This is a genomic window from uncultured Ruthenibacterium sp. (assembly GCF_963558415.1).
Classification (GTDB): domain Bacteria; phylum Bacillota; class Clostridia; order Oscillospirales; family Ruminococcaceae; genus Ruthenibacterium.
In genome coordinates this window covers 1-16,738 of the sequence record NZ_CAUWGY010000015.1, presented here as the reverse complement: position 1 = coordinate 16,738, position 16,738 = coordinate 1, and the positions used below count along the sequence as shown (strand labels likewise).

The window sequence follows — 16,738 nt, the reverse complement described above, 5'->3', positions numbered from 1 at the left end:
CTTTTTTATTATTTTATGAAGTAATCCCGCGCGCCAAATAAGGCCGTGCCAACACGCACAAGATTGGCCCCTTCCTGAATGGCGATTTCAAAATCTCCACTCATTCCCATTGACAAGTACTCCATGCATACATTCAAAATTTTCTCGTTTCCGATTTTTTCGAACAAACGCCGCATTTCCGCGAAGTGCCGCCGCGTCTGGTCGGGTGTGCACTGTGCTGGTGGAATCGCCATCAACCCCCGCACGCGCACATGGGGCAAAATAGACGCCGCTTCCACCAAAGCGTGCAGATTTTTTGCAGACACACCGCTCTTACTTGCCTCTTCTCCAATATTGACTTCCAGCAGAATGTCCTGACAAATGTTAAGTTTTTCTGCCTGCGTTTCAATCGAATGCAGCAGATGCTCCGAATCCACCGATTGAATCAGAGATGCAACCCCAACCACCTGCCGCACTTTGTTGGTCTGCAAATGTCCGATAAAATGAAGCGGTTTTGTGCCATAGGCTCCCTGTGCATGCTTTGAAGTTAATTCCTGAACTCGATTTTCTCCAAACAGATCAATGTCCATATCCGCCGCCATGCGAACAGTCTGCGCGTCTTGCGTTTTGCTTGCCGCACATAAAAGAATCTCCTTCGGATCTCTTCCGGCACTGGCCGCAGCCCGTTTCATCCGCTCTCGTACCAGAGCAACATTTTCCAAAAGTTGTTCGTTTGTCATCGCAGTTCCTCCTCGGGTGCATATACTGCACGACTGCCGCCAATGTATTTTGGGCGCGTTCGGGCACACACCAAATTTGCCTGTCCAATGCGTTTCACGCTCAGGCGTACAGGAACCGCCACACGTTTCAAATGCATTCCTATGAGAGTATCTCCAATATCCATTCCTGCATCCGCTCGAATTTCTTCTACCGCCACAGGATCGCTCATTCGCTGCCACGCTGTCGTGGCAAAGCTTCCACCTGCGTGAGGTTGCGGAATGACATTCACGATTTCTGCTCCCAATCCCAGTGCACGCCTTTCCAATACGATTGCTCGGTTCAAGTGCTCACAGCACTGCGCCGCAAGGAAAATTCCTCGCTGCTGCAATACGCCGGAAAGGCCGTTGTAAACTGCTTCAGCCGCTTCCATGCTGGAACCACGGCCAATACGCTCTCCCAGGATTTCACTGGTGGAACATCCTACCACCAAAATGTTTCCCGCAGACAGCTTTGCACATTGAATCAACTCTTCCGCCGCCCGGCGGACTTGTTCTTCGATTTCTTTTTCCATGCCGCCACTTCCCTTGTTTTTCTTCTTTTATTGTAGCTCTGTGCAGGGTTACCGTCAAGAAATCGCTGATTCCCACAAAAAGAGCTGTGCACTGAAGGCTGGCAAATCCAACGTCGCTTTTTTTCTTTCATCTGCAATAAGCTTGAATTTCTTTTCCGGCACAGTACCACCAAATTGCTGCCAGTCGGAGTGCAAAATCAATGTGGCGCATCCTGGTCCAGGTGTTTTGAGAACATAATTTTTTAATGGGTCCGTAGAAAAATGGAATACCGCTATCAACTGACTTGCAACGCCCTTGCGAAGAATGGCATAGGTACAACTGAGCGCACTCTCACAGTCCAGCCACGCAAAATGCGCAGAATTGTATTCTCCCTGCCAAAATGCGTCAAATTTCTGATAGATCTCATTGAGTTGACGCATGTAACAGGAAAAAGCGTCATGAATGGGATATTTCATGAGCATCCAATCCTGTTCTCTGGTTTCATCCCACTCCCGAAGCTGTCCGAATTCGCCCCCCATAAAATTCAATTTTTTTCCTGGATGCATCATCATATATAAATAAAATGCACGTGCCTGTGTAAATTTATCTTCATAATCTCCGTACATTTTTTGAAGCACCGTCGCCTTTCCGTGCACATTTTCATCGTGGGAAAGAGGCAGCAAATAGTGCTCCTGATAAAAATACATCATAGAAAAAGTAAGTTGGTGATACGCTTTGGGGCGCTGTTCGGGTGGCTTTTTAAAATAATCCAATGTATCGTTCATCCATCCGAGATCCCACTTATAATCAAACCCCAGTCCACCGTATTCAACCGGCGCCGTAACTTTGGGGTAGTTGGTGGAATCCTCGGCAATCAAAATCGCAGTGGAATGGAGCACGCGGAGGCCTGCATTCATCTTTTGCAAAAATCGAACCCCGTTGTGATTCACTCCTCTTGCAGGGTCACCCTGCCAATAAAGAAGCCGACTCACTGCATCCATGCGCAGCCCGTCAAAGTGGAATTCTTCCAGCCAATAGTGTGCACAGGATTGGAGAAAGCTACACACCTCGCCTCTGGAGTGCATAAAATTACAGCTTCCCCATTCGCTCTCACCCACATCGGCGTGGGGATACTCATACAGTGCCGTTCCGTCGTACTGCTTTAAACCATAATCGTCCAGCGCAAAATGGACCGGTACGAAATCCAGCAACACACCAATCCCGTTCATGTGGCAAAAATCAATTAAATAGCGAAGCCCGTCTGGAGTTCCATAACGGCTCGTAGGCGCAAAGAACCCCGTGTTTTGATAACCCCAGGAACAATCCACCGGATGTTCCGAAATGGGCATTAGTTCGATATAATTATAGCCATTTTGTTTTACATATTGCACAAGTGGCTTTGCCAATTCTTCGTATTGATACCAGGTGTCGTCTGCTTTACGGTGCCAGGATCCCAAATGCACTTCGTAAATATTTATGGGAGCATCAAACCCTTTGCCTCTTTGCGCCATCCACTTTCCATCCGAAAAATGATAAGCGGAAGGTGGCGTGATGATTGATGCTGTTCCTGGACGGCGTTCCATCCAAAAACCGTAGGGATCACAATGATCTCGCTCCGAACCATCGGCTCCAAAAATCTTGTATTTGTACATCATGCCGGGTTTCGCTTCAAAACAAAACAATTCATACACTCCGCTTTGGGCATTGCAACGCATAGCTTGGCCCTTCCAGTCATTCCACTCACCAATGACCAAAACTTTTTCGGCGCTCGGCGCATAAGTACGAAAAAAAGTTCCATTCTCAGTTACATGCGCGCCAAAATATTCATGCGCATCAAACGCACGGCCTGTATAGAAATCATACAGTTCCATTTGACATTTCCTCGCTTTCTTTTGCAAGTGCCATTTGTGCTGCTTTTACCGCACGCACAAGGTAGGTATCAAACTGCTTTTGTTCTCGTTCATCCATCCCTTGATACAGATAATCCGCCAATTTTCTCTGTGCACGAAATCCCTCCGAAATAATGGGTTTGGCTGCATCACAAATTTGCAAACAAACGCGCCGATGATCTACACTGTCCGGACACGTATTCAAAAGGCCACGGCGAGAGAGACTCTCTACCGCTTTAGAAACATGACTCTTTGTAAAGCCAAGGCGCGCTGACAGTTCACCTGCTGTTTCAATATCTTTTTTCTCAGCCAAAATCATCAGCACGTCCAGCTCCATACGCGTGAGGCCATATTGTCTGAAAATGGGTTCACAACATGTTTCATATAGTTTTTTTAGCAATTGCTGTGCTGCCAGAAATTGAAATTCCGTAAACATATGCCGCCTCCTAAAAAAGTTCTTTTTTGAACTATTTTCAGTATAGATGCCTTCCCTTGTACGGTCAAGTGCTTGCATGGCACGAGTTCCTCTTTTATAATAAAAAAGTTAGAGAGGAGGCGGAGTATGAAACTAATTGCCAGTGATTTGGACGGGACTCTGCTTTTAAATCGTTGCATGCAGGTCTCGGATAAAATGTTTCAGTTGATTGAGGCATTTCGCAAACAAGGGGTGCTGTTTTGTGCAGCCAGCGGCCGTCAATATAACAGCTTACGCGGATTGTTCGCCCCCGTGGCAGATGATTTGCTTTATGTTTGTGAAAACGGTGCGATTGTATTCTATAAAGGTCAGGTTCTCGGCAAAACCAGTATTCCTCATGAGAATGCATTGGCCATCTGCCGAAGTATTTTGGCACAGCCCAACTGTGAAGTACTTATTTCGGGAGAACGTACATCTTATTTGCTTCCCAAGCATGAAGATTATGTGGATCATATTCGTTATTTTGTGGGCAATCACGTTACGATTGTCCCTTCTTTGGAAGCCATTCCAGAAGAGATTCTTAAAGTCTCTGCATTCTGCCGGGATGGTGCTGTGAACTATGAAGAATGTCTGGGCCAAGCATGGAAAAAACATATGAATGTCGCCGTGTCCGGACGGCGCTGGCTTGATTTTACCGTGGCCGGAAAAGAGGACGCGTTAGAGGTGATTCATAAAACACTTTCTATTGCGCCAGAAGAAATGATTAGTTTTGGAGATAACTTTAACGACGTAGGAATGCTGCGCTACACCGGCCGCTCTTATGCTATGCAGAGCGCGCCTGATGCAGTCAAACACGCAGCCAGTGGAGTTTGTCAGACGGTAGAACAGACCCTTGAACATATTTACGGTGAGCTTTTTTAAAAAGGCAGCTCTTCTAAGCTCGTTGTTTTGTATCATCTGTTGACATTTTCTTAGCTTCGCGCTACGCTTGCAAGGAAGGAAAATCCACTTGAAGGAGGAATCTTTATGCCTATGCATCTCACAGAACAGCAACAAGCCGTTCTGAACGGAAGCAAAGGGGAAGTAATGGCCAAAGTGATGAAGACATTGGTCATGTATGGCGAAACCTTCGGTGCATCCCGTATGGTTCCCGTCACTTCGGAGCAAGGACACTTAGTGACCAGTTTCGGACTTTCCATGATGAAACCGGTCTATGACTTGATGGATCAACTGATTGAGGGAAATGCATTATCTCAACAGAAATTCACGATGGATCCTCGTCCTCTGGACCCGGCTGTTCCAAGCAACTTTTTGCAAAATCTTATTTTCCGCTTTATGTACTCCAAACAAGCGGATTATGAAAAACAGCTCAAACAACTCGGCCTTTTGTCGGACAATGCCTTTACTTGCACTTGTTATATGCCCGAAGTTGGGAACGAACCTAAAAAGGGCGATATTCTCAGTTGGGCGGAATCCAGTGCCGTAGTCTATGCCAATAGTGTTCTGGGTGCACGGTGCAACCGAAACTCTGGCATTATTGAACTGTTTGGCTCCATTGCGGGGTGGGTTCCCGAATTTGGTCTTTTGACGGATGAGGGCCGTAAAGCCACCTGGGTAGTGGATGTAAGGACCACTAAAAAACCAGAAGCACAGGTCTTGGGAAGCGCCATCGGCATGAAAGTGCTGGAAGATGTTCCTTATATTCGCGGATTGGATCAGTGGATCGGAACAGATTTGAACGATGAGGCGAAGGCCTACTTGAAAAATATGGGAGCCGCTACTGCCTCCAATGGAGCGGTGGGTCTGTACCACGTCGACAAACTGACGCCGGAGGCCTGTGAAATCGGCGAATCTCTCATTGCAGACGGCGCTCGGAGTTACATCATCGATGATGCGGAACTAGAGCGTGTAAAAGCCAGTTATCCTTGCATTTGGAAGGACTCGTCTGCCACCCCGAAACTCTGTTTTATCGGCTGTCCTCATTTATCTGCCGCTCAATTGGAACAATGGACCGATCAACTACAAACTGAACTGAAAAAGAATGGCCGGCAAAAGGTGGCCATTCCCACAGTTTTCACCGCTGCTCCGGCCGTAGCGGATGCTTTCCGTCTCACTCCCCGGGCTCAGGAGCTTCAGCGCATGGGCGTTGTATTGTCTTCCATTTGTCCATTGATGTATATGAACAACCCTCTGTGCGGAAAAATGCCTGTCATTACTAATTCCAATAAACTTCGTACGTACTCTACTGCGCGTTATTATACTGACGATGAGATTCTCGCTTTCCTTTCGAAAGGAGGTCAAAACGCATGAAAAAGTTTCAAGGACGTGTGGTCGTTCCGGGAACTGCCAAAGCTCAGGCTCTTGTGACCCGTAATGGATTCAACACGCTTGCCAGTTATCAAAAAAGTTTAATGTTCGGTGACAAAGAGGCCAAATGTTCTGATCAAAACAATCCCGAATTGTATAAAAAACCGATGGCAGGTACAGCGTTATGCCTACCGCAGACCATTGGTTCCACCACCGGTGGCATGGTTTTGTTCACAGCCGCGAGTATGGGCCGTCAACCAGCTTGTCTTTTATTTTCCAAACCCATTGATAGTCTGGCTGCCGCCGGAGCAATTCTTGCGGGTGTATGGAGCTCCCATCCCATGCCTACAGTAGACAGTCTGGGCGATGAATTCTTGGACGCAGTACGTACTGGGGATACCATTACCATTGAAGAAAATGGCGTTGTTACAATCGAATAAGCATCGTTCCAACAGGCCGAACCGTCGGCCTGTTTCTTTTTTTCTCAAAAAAGAGTAGAATAAAAAAAGAGTTTTTTGTGGGAGGGATCGCTGTGTATCTTGCCGATCTTCATATTCATTCACGATTTTCTCGCGCCACCAGCAAGGATTGCGATTTACCTCACCTTGATTTTTGGGCGCGCCGCAAAGGCATCACGCTCGTTGGAACAGGAGACTTTACGCATCCGGCCTGGCGCCAGGAATTGCAGCAACAACTTGTACAAGGTTCGGATGGCTTTTATCACTTAAAAAATGAATTTCTTCTTGAGCCTGATGGTATGGCACAAGCGGTAACGCCACGCTTTGTCGTCACTGGTGAGATCAGTTGCATTTATAAACGACATGGAAAAACGCGGAAGGTACACAATGTAATTATTTTGCCGGATCTGGAGGCTGCCGAGCTTTTGAGCAGAAAGCTGGAAGCGATCGGAAATATTCATTCCGATGGGCGCCCCATTTTAGGCTTGGATAGTCGGGACTTGTTGGAGATTACATTGGATAGCTGTCCTGAGGCCATTTTTGTTCCTGCACATATTTGGACTCCGCATTTCTCCATGTTTGGTGCCTTTTCCGGCTTTGATACAATGGAGGAATGTTTTGGAGACCTGACTGACTGTATTCATGCGGTCGAAACCGGGCTTTCTTCTGATCCGCCCATGAACTGGCGCGTTTCTGCGCTGGATGGCCTTCAATTGGTTTCCAATTCGGATGCCCATTCTCCTTCAAAACTGGGTAGAGAAGTAAATATTCTCGATGGTGAGCCCTCCTTTTCATCCCTGTCCTGTGCCATTCAAACGGGCCAAGGACTTGCCGGTACAGTAGAATTTTTTCCGGAAGAAGGCAAATATCATCTGGATGGACATCGAAACTGCAAAGTTCGGCTGACTCCTGGAGAAACCCAGGCTCTTGATGGTCTTTGTCCGGTTTGTGGAAGAAAACTGACCATCGGGGTAGAACATCGTGTAGAGGAACTTGCAGATCGTCCTGCCGGTACAATTCGTCCAAACGCAAAACCCTTTGAGCGTCTCGTTCCCTTGACACAGATTATAGCCGCATCCATAAACGCCGGAGAAGGAAGTAAAAAGGTTCAAAGAATTTATGAGGAGCTGCTTGGCAGTCTAGGGCCCGAATTTTACATTTTGCGCCAAGCGCCGCTTGAGGATATTGGCCGACAGGCCGGTCTATGCATTTGCGAAGGAATTCGTCGTGTGCGCGCAGGCCAAGTAGAGCGTCTGGGCGGTTACGATGGTGAATACGGAACCATTTCCCTTTTTCGGCCGGATGAACTGGAAGAACTAAACGGTCAAATGAGTCTGCTGCCCCACACCGACCAGTCCAGTGCGCCTATTGTTCGCCCTCTGGTCCCCTCAAAGTCTACCGTCCAAGAACCTTCTATCGCCAGTCCGAACCTTTTGAATGAACAGCAAAAGGAAGCGGTCTGTTCTCAGGCTTTTGTCACCGCAGTCACGGCTGGGCCCGGTACGGGAAAAACCAAAACGCTCGTAGAACACATTGTATTTTTGATTCAGGAATGTGGCGTTCAACCCGAGGAAATCACTGCGGTTACATTTACACGTTTGGCTGCAAAAGAAATGGAACAACGTCTCGTTCACGCTCTCGGTTCGCACCAGTCAATTCGTGGCATCCAAATTGGCACATTCCACAGTCTATGTCTAAAACAACTTGATACCCCCTTACTAATTTCACCGGATCAGGCCCTAGAGCTCGCCCGTGAAATTTTAAAAGCGCATTCTTTAAAACGTTCGCCCCGCACCTTTTTAGAAGCGGTTTCTCGTTTCAAAAACGGCATGTCCGATTCCGAGACTTTTCCCATTCAAGAATACATTGCTGCGCTGGAACAACTGGGGCTCATGGACCTTGACGATATTTTGTCCGCGGCATTGAAAAAAACGCTTTCTTCCGACCAAAAAAAGCATCTAAAATACCTTTTGGTAGATGAATTTCAAGATACGAATCCGATTCAGTTCGCGCTTGTTCAAAAGTGGCATCAGTGCGGGAAACATCTATTTGTTATCGGAGACGATGACCAGGCAATTTACGGATTTCGCGGTGCCGGCGGTCATTGCTTTGAACAGCTTTGTCAGGTTGCTCCACACGCACAAGTCATCCGTTTTTTGGAGAATTATCGTTCTTCTGCCCCCATTTTGGACAGCGCATTGTCCTTGATCCGCCACAATCCCGGACCGAAACGAATTCTTCATTCGCATCATGCGGGGACAGCCAGCCTCCGGCTGATCGAAGCTCCCAGCGCCTATTCGGAAGCCATTTTTCTTGCCAAGGAAATTGCACGTATGACCGGCGGGGTGGATATGTTAACCTCTCAAAGCCGTTCGGACGAAAAGCCTCGTGCTTTTTCGGACATTGCTGTTCTCTGCCGCACACACAGGCAGTTAGAATTGATTGAAAATTGTCTTTTGCACGACGGAATCCCTTGCACCATTTCGGGACGCGACGATTTTTTATCAGACGAAGCTGTGTGCGGTGCCATTGGCTTTTTCCGCCACCTTTTTCATTTTCGCGACGAACTTTCTCTTCGCCATTACCTTTCCTTTTCTCTGCATTGTCCGGAAGATCTGATTCAAAGGGCGATTCATGTATGCTCCTGTTCTGAAAACTGGGAGTCAATTCAATCAAAGCTAGAGACAGAAGGCTTCTATGGTCAATGGTTTGAGCAAGTCAACGCTTTTCTGCCGCTTATTAAGAAAGAAAATCCATACAAACTACTGAATGCTTTCTGGAAAAATCAGCCATTGCGCGGCCCGCAGCAAAAGCTTTTGGACACTGCTGTTTTTCACAAAACAATGTCTGCTTTTCTTGATACGCTTCTCTTGGGAAGCGAAAGTGATATTGTTCGGGCAAGCCGCAAGGAATATTCATCGGGCGCAGTACGGCTTATGACATTACACGGTTCCAAAGGACTTGAGTTTCCAGTCGTTTTTCTGGCTGGATTGTCGTCTGGTATCGTTCCATTGCAAGATGGCCACTCTTGCCTCGAAGAGGAGCGCCGATTGCTTTATGTCGGAGTGACCCGCGCCATGGAAGAGCTTGTTTTATCTTTTTACGGGGAGCCTTCTTGTTTTTTGAATGAGCTCAAAACGCCGAATCTGCGACATGAAACGCTCAATGAGCCTTTTCAGGCTTCGAAATTTCAACAACTGAGTTTTTTATAACATATTTCTTATTTAGGTGATTGCATGGTATCTAATTCTTCCGTCAGTGACTTTTCAAAGGGATCAGTCGCATCCAACATTCTTCGTTTGGCCATCCCTATGACATTCGCCCAATTAATCAATGTACTTTATAATGTAGTAGATCGAATCTACCTTGGCCATATGCCCGGTGCAAGTGCCGGCGCACTGGCCGGAGTTGGGCTGGCCTTTCCTATCATTACAATGATCACTGCCTTTGCGAATCTATTCGGATTCGGCGGCACCCCTCTTTTCTCCATTGAGCGCGGAAAAAACAATACGCAAAATGCCAGTCGAATCATGGGTGCCACTTGTGCACTCCTGCTGGGAACTGGCGTCATTCTCAGCCTTCTATGTTTCCTTTTAAAAAAGCCTCTTCTCTATGCCTTTGGCGCAAGCAGTGCCACTTTTCCCTTTGCCAATGACTATCTCACGATCTATTTATGCGGAACACTTTTCGTAATGCTGAGTCTAGGCATGAACGGCTTTATCAATGCACAGGGATTTGGACGCATCGGAATGATGACTGTTCTTTTGGGCGCTGCGGTGAACATCGCACTGGATCCACTGTTTATTTTCTATTTCGACATGGGAGTCAGAGGAGCTGCGCTTGCTACCGTTTTATCTCAATTTCTTTCTGCCACATGGGCAATGTACTTTTTATGCAGAAAACGAGCTGTAATTCGCCTACGTTTTTCGCAAATGCGTCCCACGCTTAAATTGACCCTTAAAATTATTGCACTTGGAACATCCGGATTTATTATGTCTGTTACCAATGGTTTAGTACAAATTGCTTGCACCTCTACTCTGCAACAGTTTGGTGGAGATCTTTATGTCAGTGTCATGACCATCGTAAACTCCGTGCGCGAAGTCGCAGTAACCCCCATTAATGGAGTTGTTCAGGCAGCGCAGCCGATTCTTGGCTACAATTATGGCGCACGCGAATATGGACGTGTTCGAAAAGGAATTCGTTTTTTGACAATTTTAAGTGTTTGTTATACTTTGTTTACCTGGCTTGTGATTTTTTTGTTCCCACAATTTTTTGCGGGATTGTTTACTTCCGATGCCCAATTGATTGCAGAAAGTATCCCCGCAATGCATATTTATTTCTTTGGCATTTTTATGATGGCGCTTCAATTCTCGGGACAATCTGCGGCTGTGGCGCTAGGACGTTCGAAACAATCCATCTTTTTTTCTTTGTTCCGCAAGGTGGTTATCGTGATTCCATTGACACTTTGGCTTCCGCACGTCGCCTCCCTCGGTGTAAAAGGCGTATTTCTAGCGGAACCAATCTCCAACTTTATTGGAGGTGCAGCATGTTATATCACCATGTTGCTTACCATCGGGCGTGAAATGAATCAAAAAGAAAGTAAAAAAATCACACAAAATTGATTTTCTGTCACAAATACAGTTGCAATCCGAGCAAAGCACTGTATAATATAGGAAAAGAAGTTTCATGAGGGAGTAGTTGCGCGCTGCACAGCGTGATTTAAGTCAACACACGACCCTTTGTGGTCTGGCTTAGATTCGACAACGAGACTCATGTGCATTTTTTGCACATGAGTCTCGTTTTTTTATTATTGCTCATACTATTCTCAAATGAGGAAAGGAAGTTGTATCTTGAAATTTTACTGTGAAGAAACAAATGTTGTTTTGCAGGATCTGACCAGTTCTACTACCGGCCTGTCCAACGAAGAGGCGCTTCGTCGTGTAGAACAATACGGTCCCAACAAACTAAAAGAAGGCAAAAAGGCCACTTTGTTGCAAAGATTCGCACAACAATTGTGCGACCCGATGATCATTATTCTCCTTGTAGCGGCCGCTATTTCCGGCGTTACCGCCGCCTATGCTGGCGAAAGTTTCGCGGATGTCTTTATTATTCTGATTGTCGTCTTGATCAATGCTGTTTTAGGCGTCTATCAGGAGAGCAAGGCCGAAAAAGCCATTGAAGCCCTTCAAGAAATGACTGCCGCTACCAGCAAAGTTTTGCGCGATGGCAAAATGGTTGTTTTAAAAAGCGACGAACTGGTTCCGGGCGATGTTATCATTTTGGAGGCAGGAGATGCCGTACCTGCGGACGCGCGTATTTTGGAAAGCGCCAGCATGAAGGCCGAAGAAGCTGCTCTCACAGGTGAAAGTGTTCCGGTGGAAAAGACTTCGCAAGCTCTTTCCGCTCAAAGTCAGGATATTCCTTTGGGCGATCGAAAAAACATGGTATATATGGGAAGCACCATTGTCTATGGACGTGGCAGTGCCGTAATTACAAGTACCGGCATGGATACAGAAATGGGCAAGATTGCTGGTGCTTTGGCAGATGCACAAGATGGTGAAACGCCGCTTCAAAAAAAGCTTGGACAACTTAGCAAAATTTTGAGTGTCCTTGTGCTCGGTATCTGCTTGTTCATTTTTGCCTTTAGCTTGATTCGCGCCGGAGATTTTCATCTGGACGTCGTGATCAATACCTTTATGGTTGCGGTCAGCTTGGCCGTAGCCGCTATTCCCGAAGGACTTGCCGCAGTTGTTACCATTGTCTTGTCGATTGGCGTTACCAATATGTCCAAACGAAACGCGGTCATCCGCCGTTTGACTGCTGTGGAAACACTCGGCTGTGCACAGGTTATTTGTTCGGATAAAACCGGTACGCTGACCCAAAACAAAATGACTGTGGTGGAGCACACTGGTGACGCTGCACTTGTGGCACGCGCCATGTCTCTTTGCAGTGACGCTAAACCAGACGAAAACGGTGAAGCAGTTGGAGAACCCACCGAATGCGCACTGGTCAACTGGGCGACAAAAGAAAATCTTTCGAAACCGGATATGGAAAAGGCAACCCCACGTGTATCAGAAGCGCCCTTTGACAGCATGCGCAAAATGATGAGCACCATCCACAAAACCCAAGAGGGCTATGTGCAATACACAAAAGGTGCGCCGGATGAAATTCTGAAACGTTGCACCCATTACATGAACAATGGGCAATGCATGGAATTAACCGAAGCAGCTAAAAGAAAAATTCTCGCAGACAATAAGGCCATGGCGGACAAAGCACTTCGTGTGTTGGCCGCGGCCCAAAAAACGTATGCAGAACTGCCTGCGGATCAGACGGCCGATGCTCTCGAGCAAGGACTCACGTTTCTGGGGCTTGCCGGCATGATCGACCCCATTCGTCCCGAGGTGAAGGCTGCGATTGAGGAATGCCGCGGAGCTGGTATTCGACCCGTCATGATTACAGGAGATCATCGTGATACCGCCGTAGCCATTGCACGCGAATTGGGTATCCTAACCGATGAAAAACAAGCTCTTACAGGTTCTCAATTGAATGAGATGAGCGATGAGGATTTAGCCGCTAACATCGATCAATATAGTGTATATGCTCGAGTTCAGCCCGAACACAAAGTGCGAATCGTCAATGCCTGGCGCAAACGCGGCTGCATCACCGCCATGACCGGTGATGGCGTCAACGATGCTCCCAGTATCAAAAGTGCTGATATCGGTATTGGAATGGGCATCACTGGCACCGACGTCACCAAAAATGTTGCAGATATGGTTCTTGCCGATGATAACTTTGCTACCATCGTCGGAGCAGTAAGTGAAGGTCGGCGCATCTACGACAACATCCGCAAGTCCATTCAGTTTTTGCTCGGCTCCAACATGAGCGAAGTCTTGAGCGTTTTTCTTGCTACCATGTTCGGCTTTGTGATTTTAAAACCTGTCCATCTTCTCTGGATCAATTTGATCACCGACTGTTTCCCCGCTTTGGCTTTGGGAACCGAAAAAGGCGAACCTGATTTGATGAAACGAAAACCCCGCAGTGCTACGGATGGCATCTTTGCAGGCGGTCTGGGAATTGATGTAGTTTATCAGGGCGTGATGGTCACCATCGTTACAATGATTGCCTATTTTGTAGGCCATTTTATGGAAAGCGGCCTTTGGGAAATCACCGATAGTCCGGATGGAATGACAATGGCGTTTCTGACCATGAGTATGGCCGAAATTTTCCATTCGTTTAATATGCGCAGTCAACGTGGCAGTGTATTTAAACTGGGAACGCATAATAAAATCTTGTGGGGCGCCATGCTTCTCAGCCTGATTCTCACTACGGCCGTGATCTATTTGCCGGGTATTTCAGACGCCTTTGGTTTCACACATATTAGCATCGCGGAATATGCCGTTGCATTGCTATTGGCCGTTGTAGTAATTCCCATTGTGGAATGCGTAAAGTTTTTCCAGAGAAAATTTCACAAAAAGAATTTGTCATAAAATATCTTCACAACAAATCTTCAACAGCTTCTGCTAAAATAAATTTTGAGAAAACACCCCCTGATGCAGACTTGCATCAGGGGGTGTTTTCTCTTTTTAATAAAAATCGCGCAAATTTTGCGGCAGATAGATTCACATGTATTTCGGCAGAAAACCGAACAAATTCTTATACTTCTCCAAAACCACCGTCAATCAGTTCCACCAATGCATCGACTGCCTGCTGTTCGTCAGGACCATCCGCTGTCAATTCAATCTCTGAACCACGCACCATCGCCAAAGTCAGCACCGAAATAATGGATTTTGCATTGGCAACATTGTCCTCTTCTGCCAAGCTAAGATTCCGAATTGTAATACGGCTTGAAAACTGCTTTGCCGCATTTGTAAACACCGATGCAGGACGGGCGTGCAGTCCCGTTCGATTGATTACCGTTGTCTTTCTTGTGTACATAGAGTTATTCTCCTTTCTTTGCGAACAGCACTCAATTCTTTTGCGCGGACTGTATCTGCTGTATACATTGTAAAACTTCTTGAGAGTTGGCACAACCCAAAATTTGCCCAGCCATCGCTTCCATTTCGGATACCGTGTATCGACTCAAAGCACGCTTCACTCGTGCCACCTGTGAGAGACTCATCGATAGTTTGCGTAATCCAAGCCCTACCAGAATGCATGACGCATATTCATCTCCTGCCAACTCTCCACATACGCACAGAGGTTTATTGGCCTTCTGAAAGGCTTGTACAGTCATAGCCACAGCGCGGTACAAAGCTGGATGGAAAGGACTGCAATATTCGGCTACAGACGGATTCATACGATCTGCGGCGGTCAGATATTGACACAAATCGTTTGTGCCAATAGAAGCAAAATCAGCAACAGCAGCAATTTCTGGCGCCATCAATACCATGGCCGGAGTTTCAATCATCACTCCCAATTTCACACAACCGATTTCCACTCCCTGCGCAACCAGCTCATCCCGCGTCTGATCCAACAGTCTTCGAGAACGCTCAAAATCTTCCACACCAGATACCATTGGAAGCATCAACCACAAGTTACCGTGTACAGCCGCCCTTAATGCAGCTCGGAACTGTGTTTGAAGAATTTCCGGATGGGCAAAACACAGACGCAGTGCACGTTGTCCCAAAAAAGGATTTTCCTCTTTTGGCAGTGCAAAATAAGGAAGTGTTTTATCTCCTCCAATGTCCAGTGTACGCACGGTCACCTCACGTGAGCCCCATTCACGCAATACCTTTTCATAGGCCATACACTGCTCATCCTCAGTAGGCATATGATCTGTTTCCATATATAGGAACTCAGTGCGTAAAAGGCCCACAAACTCCGTAGCTTGAGCACCTGCCAATTCGTCATCCTGCAAGCCGCCCAAATTCAATCCAATATGTACTGCTACACCATCTGCTGTAGCCCCTTTCACCGTTAAGAACCTTCGAGCCAGCTCAGCATCCTTCAGCCATGCTTCTCTCTTTTGCAATGCCTGGTTTCGGGCAAAATCATCCGGTGTTGTATCCAATGTCCCCGCCATGGCATCCAAAATCACCACATCGCCATCACGGACCTGTGTTAGCAAATCTGCAATACCAAGCACTGCCGGAATTTCCCAACTACGTGCTATAATTGCCGAGTGAGAGGTTGCACCACCTTTACATGTCACAATGCCAAGCACATTACGACGATCCAATGAAGCGGTATCAGAAGGCAAAAGGTCTTCTGCCGCCACAATTACGGGCCCAGGCAAACAAGACAAATCCTGCTCTGGCACCCCATATATTTGACGCAACAACCGCTGACACACATCCGCTAAATCGTCAGCACGTTGAGACAGCGTCTCATCCTCAACCGCCGCCATCATGCGAGCATAACGATCATAGACTTGTTCGATTGCAAAACCGGCCTCATTTTTCTTCTCTTCGATGGCCAATTCGATTTCTTCCACAATTACTTCATCATCCAGAAGATCCAAATGTGCGTCAAAAATCGCTGCCTTTTCCGCATCTTGTTCTTTTAATCGGTTTTGCAATTCACGCAATTGCTTTTGAGCGGCTATGCGTGCCGCTGCATATGCTTCTTTCTCAGCCGATACCGATTGTGCAAATTCGCTTCGGGCATGCAGCACGTGAGGCGCATATATGTATACCTGTCCCACTGCTACGCCGGGAGATACACCCTTTCCCTGACAGATCATATTTCTGGTACTCCTTTCTATTTGCGCACTAGTTGAAAAATTTACTCACAACTATGATTTATTTTGTTCTATTTCGCTCGATAAATCGAAATTTTGCAAATTAGTTTTTCTCTATTTTTTCTTTTGAAGTGCCAAAAGCCCTGAAAATCCCTTGTATTTTGAAAAATATTACGGTATCCTATAAATAGCACAAACTTGCACACTTTTCAATGCTGTTTGTATATTTGCAATATTTTGTCTGTTCTTGTGAACAGAATGGATCGGGGAGAGATGAATATGATTGCTACCGAACGCGCTAGTTATATTCTAAACAAATTGCGCGACAAAGATACCGTAACGTTAAAGGAGATTGCCAGCGAATTGGGGGTTTCTGAGGCCACAGTCCGTCGCGATTTTGAACGATTGGACGAACAAGGTTTTGTGGTGCGCGTCCGTTCTGGTGCGACACGGGTAAATGGACCCGCTCCGGGAAATGCCGCTCCGCTGATCACCAGCGAAAAAATGACCGAGCACACGGACGATAAAACTGCCATTGCTCGCTTGGCTGCTGAATATGTGCACGATGGCGACTGCGTATTTCTGGATGGTGGAACCACCATTGCACCTATCATCGATTTTATTCAAGATAAGCGCATTAAAATTGTCACCCACAATCTTTTGGTTACACGCCGGCTAAAAAATATTAATGTAGATATTTTCCTCATCGGCGGACATTACACTCATTTTCACGAAAGTAC

The 16,738-nt window shown here is 46.7% G+C and carries 13 protein-coding genes; 7 read left to right on the top strand and 6 right to left on the bottom strand.

The genetic code is table 11. The features are described 5' to 3' along the window. Window positions 1-8: 8 nt before the first annotated feature. From AB5H98_RS04280 to AB5H98_RS04265, 4 genes are read right to left on the bottom strand one after another with little or no spacing between them, the layout of a single operon-like run. Entirely contained in the window at window positions 9-719 is a 711-nt protein-coding gene (locus AB5H98_RS04280) for a YggS family pyridoxal phosphate-dependent enzyme (RefSeq protein ID WP_367924683.1), read from the bottom strand. Further along, window positions 716-1,270 carry a TIGR01440 family protein gene (locus tag AB5H98_RS04275; protein WP_367924682.1) on the bottom strand — a complete coding sequence of 185 codons (555 nt, stop codon included), beginning with the start codon at window positions 1,268-1,270 and terminating at the stop codon, window positions 716-718. Before AB5H98_RS04275 ends, AB5H98_RS04280 begins: the two co-directional genes overlap by 4 nt. 54 nt (window positions 1,271-1,324) lie before the next feature. Further along, window positions 1,325-3,121 (bottom strand): 1,4-alpha-glucan branching protein GlgB, encoded by a 1,797-nt coding sequence (gene glgB, locus AB5H98_RS04270; protein WP_367924681.1) that lies wholly within the window; start codon window positions 3,119-3,121, stop codon window positions 1,325-1,327. Continuing rightward, window positions 3,108-3,575 carry a MarR family winged helix-turn-helix transcriptional regulator gene (locus AB5H98_RS04265; RefSeq protein WP_367924680.1) on the bottom strand — a complete coding sequence of 156 codons (468 nt, stop codon included), beginning with the start codon at window positions 3,573-3,575 and terminating at the stop codon, window positions 3,108-3,110. The genes glgB and AB5H98_RS04265 overlap by 14 nt, the downstream gene beginning before the upstream one ends. A gap of 126 nt (window positions 3,576-3,701) precedes the next feature. Here AB5H98_RS04265 and AB5H98_RS04260 point away from each other — a divergent pair, with 126 nt between their 5' ends. The 6 genes from AB5H98_RS04260 to AB5H98_RS04235 all read left to right on the top strand — a co-directional run bounded on the left by AB5H98_RS04260 (window position 3,702) and on the right by AB5H98_RS04235 (window position 13,806). Continuing rightward, window positions 3,702-4,475, top strand: a complete 774-nt coding sequence (locus tag AB5H98_RS04260) for an HAD-IIB family hydrolase (RefSeq protein ID WP_367924679.1) — start codon at window positions 3,702-3,704, stop codon at window positions 4,473-4,475. Between the two features lie 105 nt (window positions 4,476-4,580). Then, on the top strand, window positions 4,581-5,864 hold the full coding sequence (locus AB5H98_RS04255; protein ID WP_367924678.1) for an aconitase X: 1,284 nt from the start codon (window positions 4,581-4,583) through the stop codon (window positions 5,862-5,864). After that, window positions 5,861-6,301: a DUF126 domain-containing protein gene (locus AB5H98_RS04250; protein ID WP_367924677.1), complete on the top strand. Its 441-nt coding sequence runs from the start codon at window positions 5,861-5,863 to the stop codon at window positions 6,299-6,301. Before AB5H98_RS04255 ends, AB5H98_RS04250 begins: the two co-directional genes overlap by 4 nt. Window positions 6,302-6,393: 92 nt before the next feature. Beyond that, on the top strand, window positions 6,394-9,531 hold the full coding sequence (locus AB5H98_RS04245; RefSeq protein ID WP_367924676.1) for a UvrD-helicase domain-containing protein: 3,138 nt from the start codon (window positions 6,394-6,396) through the stop codon (window positions 9,529-9,531). 24 nt (window positions 9,532-9,555) lie between these two features. After that, window positions 9,556-10,941, top strand: coding sequence for an MATE family efflux transporter (locus AB5H98_RS04240; protein WP_367924675.1), 1,386 nt, complete (start codon window positions 9,556-9,558; stop codon window positions 10,939-10,941). 207 nt (window positions 10,942-11,148) lie between these two features. Then, a complete protein-coding gene (locus AB5H98_RS04235) occupies window positions 11,149-13,806 on the top strand; it encodes a cation-translocating P-type ATPase (protein WP_367924674.1) in 2,658 nt (885 codons plus the stop codon). A 166-nt stretch (window positions 13,807-13,972) separates the two neighbouring features. Here AB5H98_RS04235 and AB5H98_RS04230 read toward each other — a convergent pair whose 3' ends face one another. Beyond that, entirely contained in the window at window positions 13,973-14,254 is a 282-nt protein-coding gene (locus tag AB5H98_RS04230; RefSeq protein ID WP_367924673.1) for an HPr family phosphocarrier protein, read from the bottom strand. Between the two features lie 31 nt (window positions 14,255-14,285). Then, window positions 14,286-16,001: a phosphoenolpyruvate--protein phosphotransferase gene (gene ptsP / locus AB5H98_RS04225; RefSeq protein WP_367924672.1), complete on the bottom strand. Its 1,716-nt coding sequence runs from the start codon at window positions 15,999-16,001 to the stop codon at window positions 14,286-14,288. 276 nt (window positions 16,002-16,277) lie between these two features. Here ptsP and AB5H98_RS04220 point away from each other — a divergent pair. Further along, window positions 16,278-16,738: DeoR/GlpR family DNA-binding transcription regulator (locus AB5H98_RS04220; RefSeq protein WP_367924671.1), on the top strand; the 461-nt coding region annotated here is incomplete at its 3' end.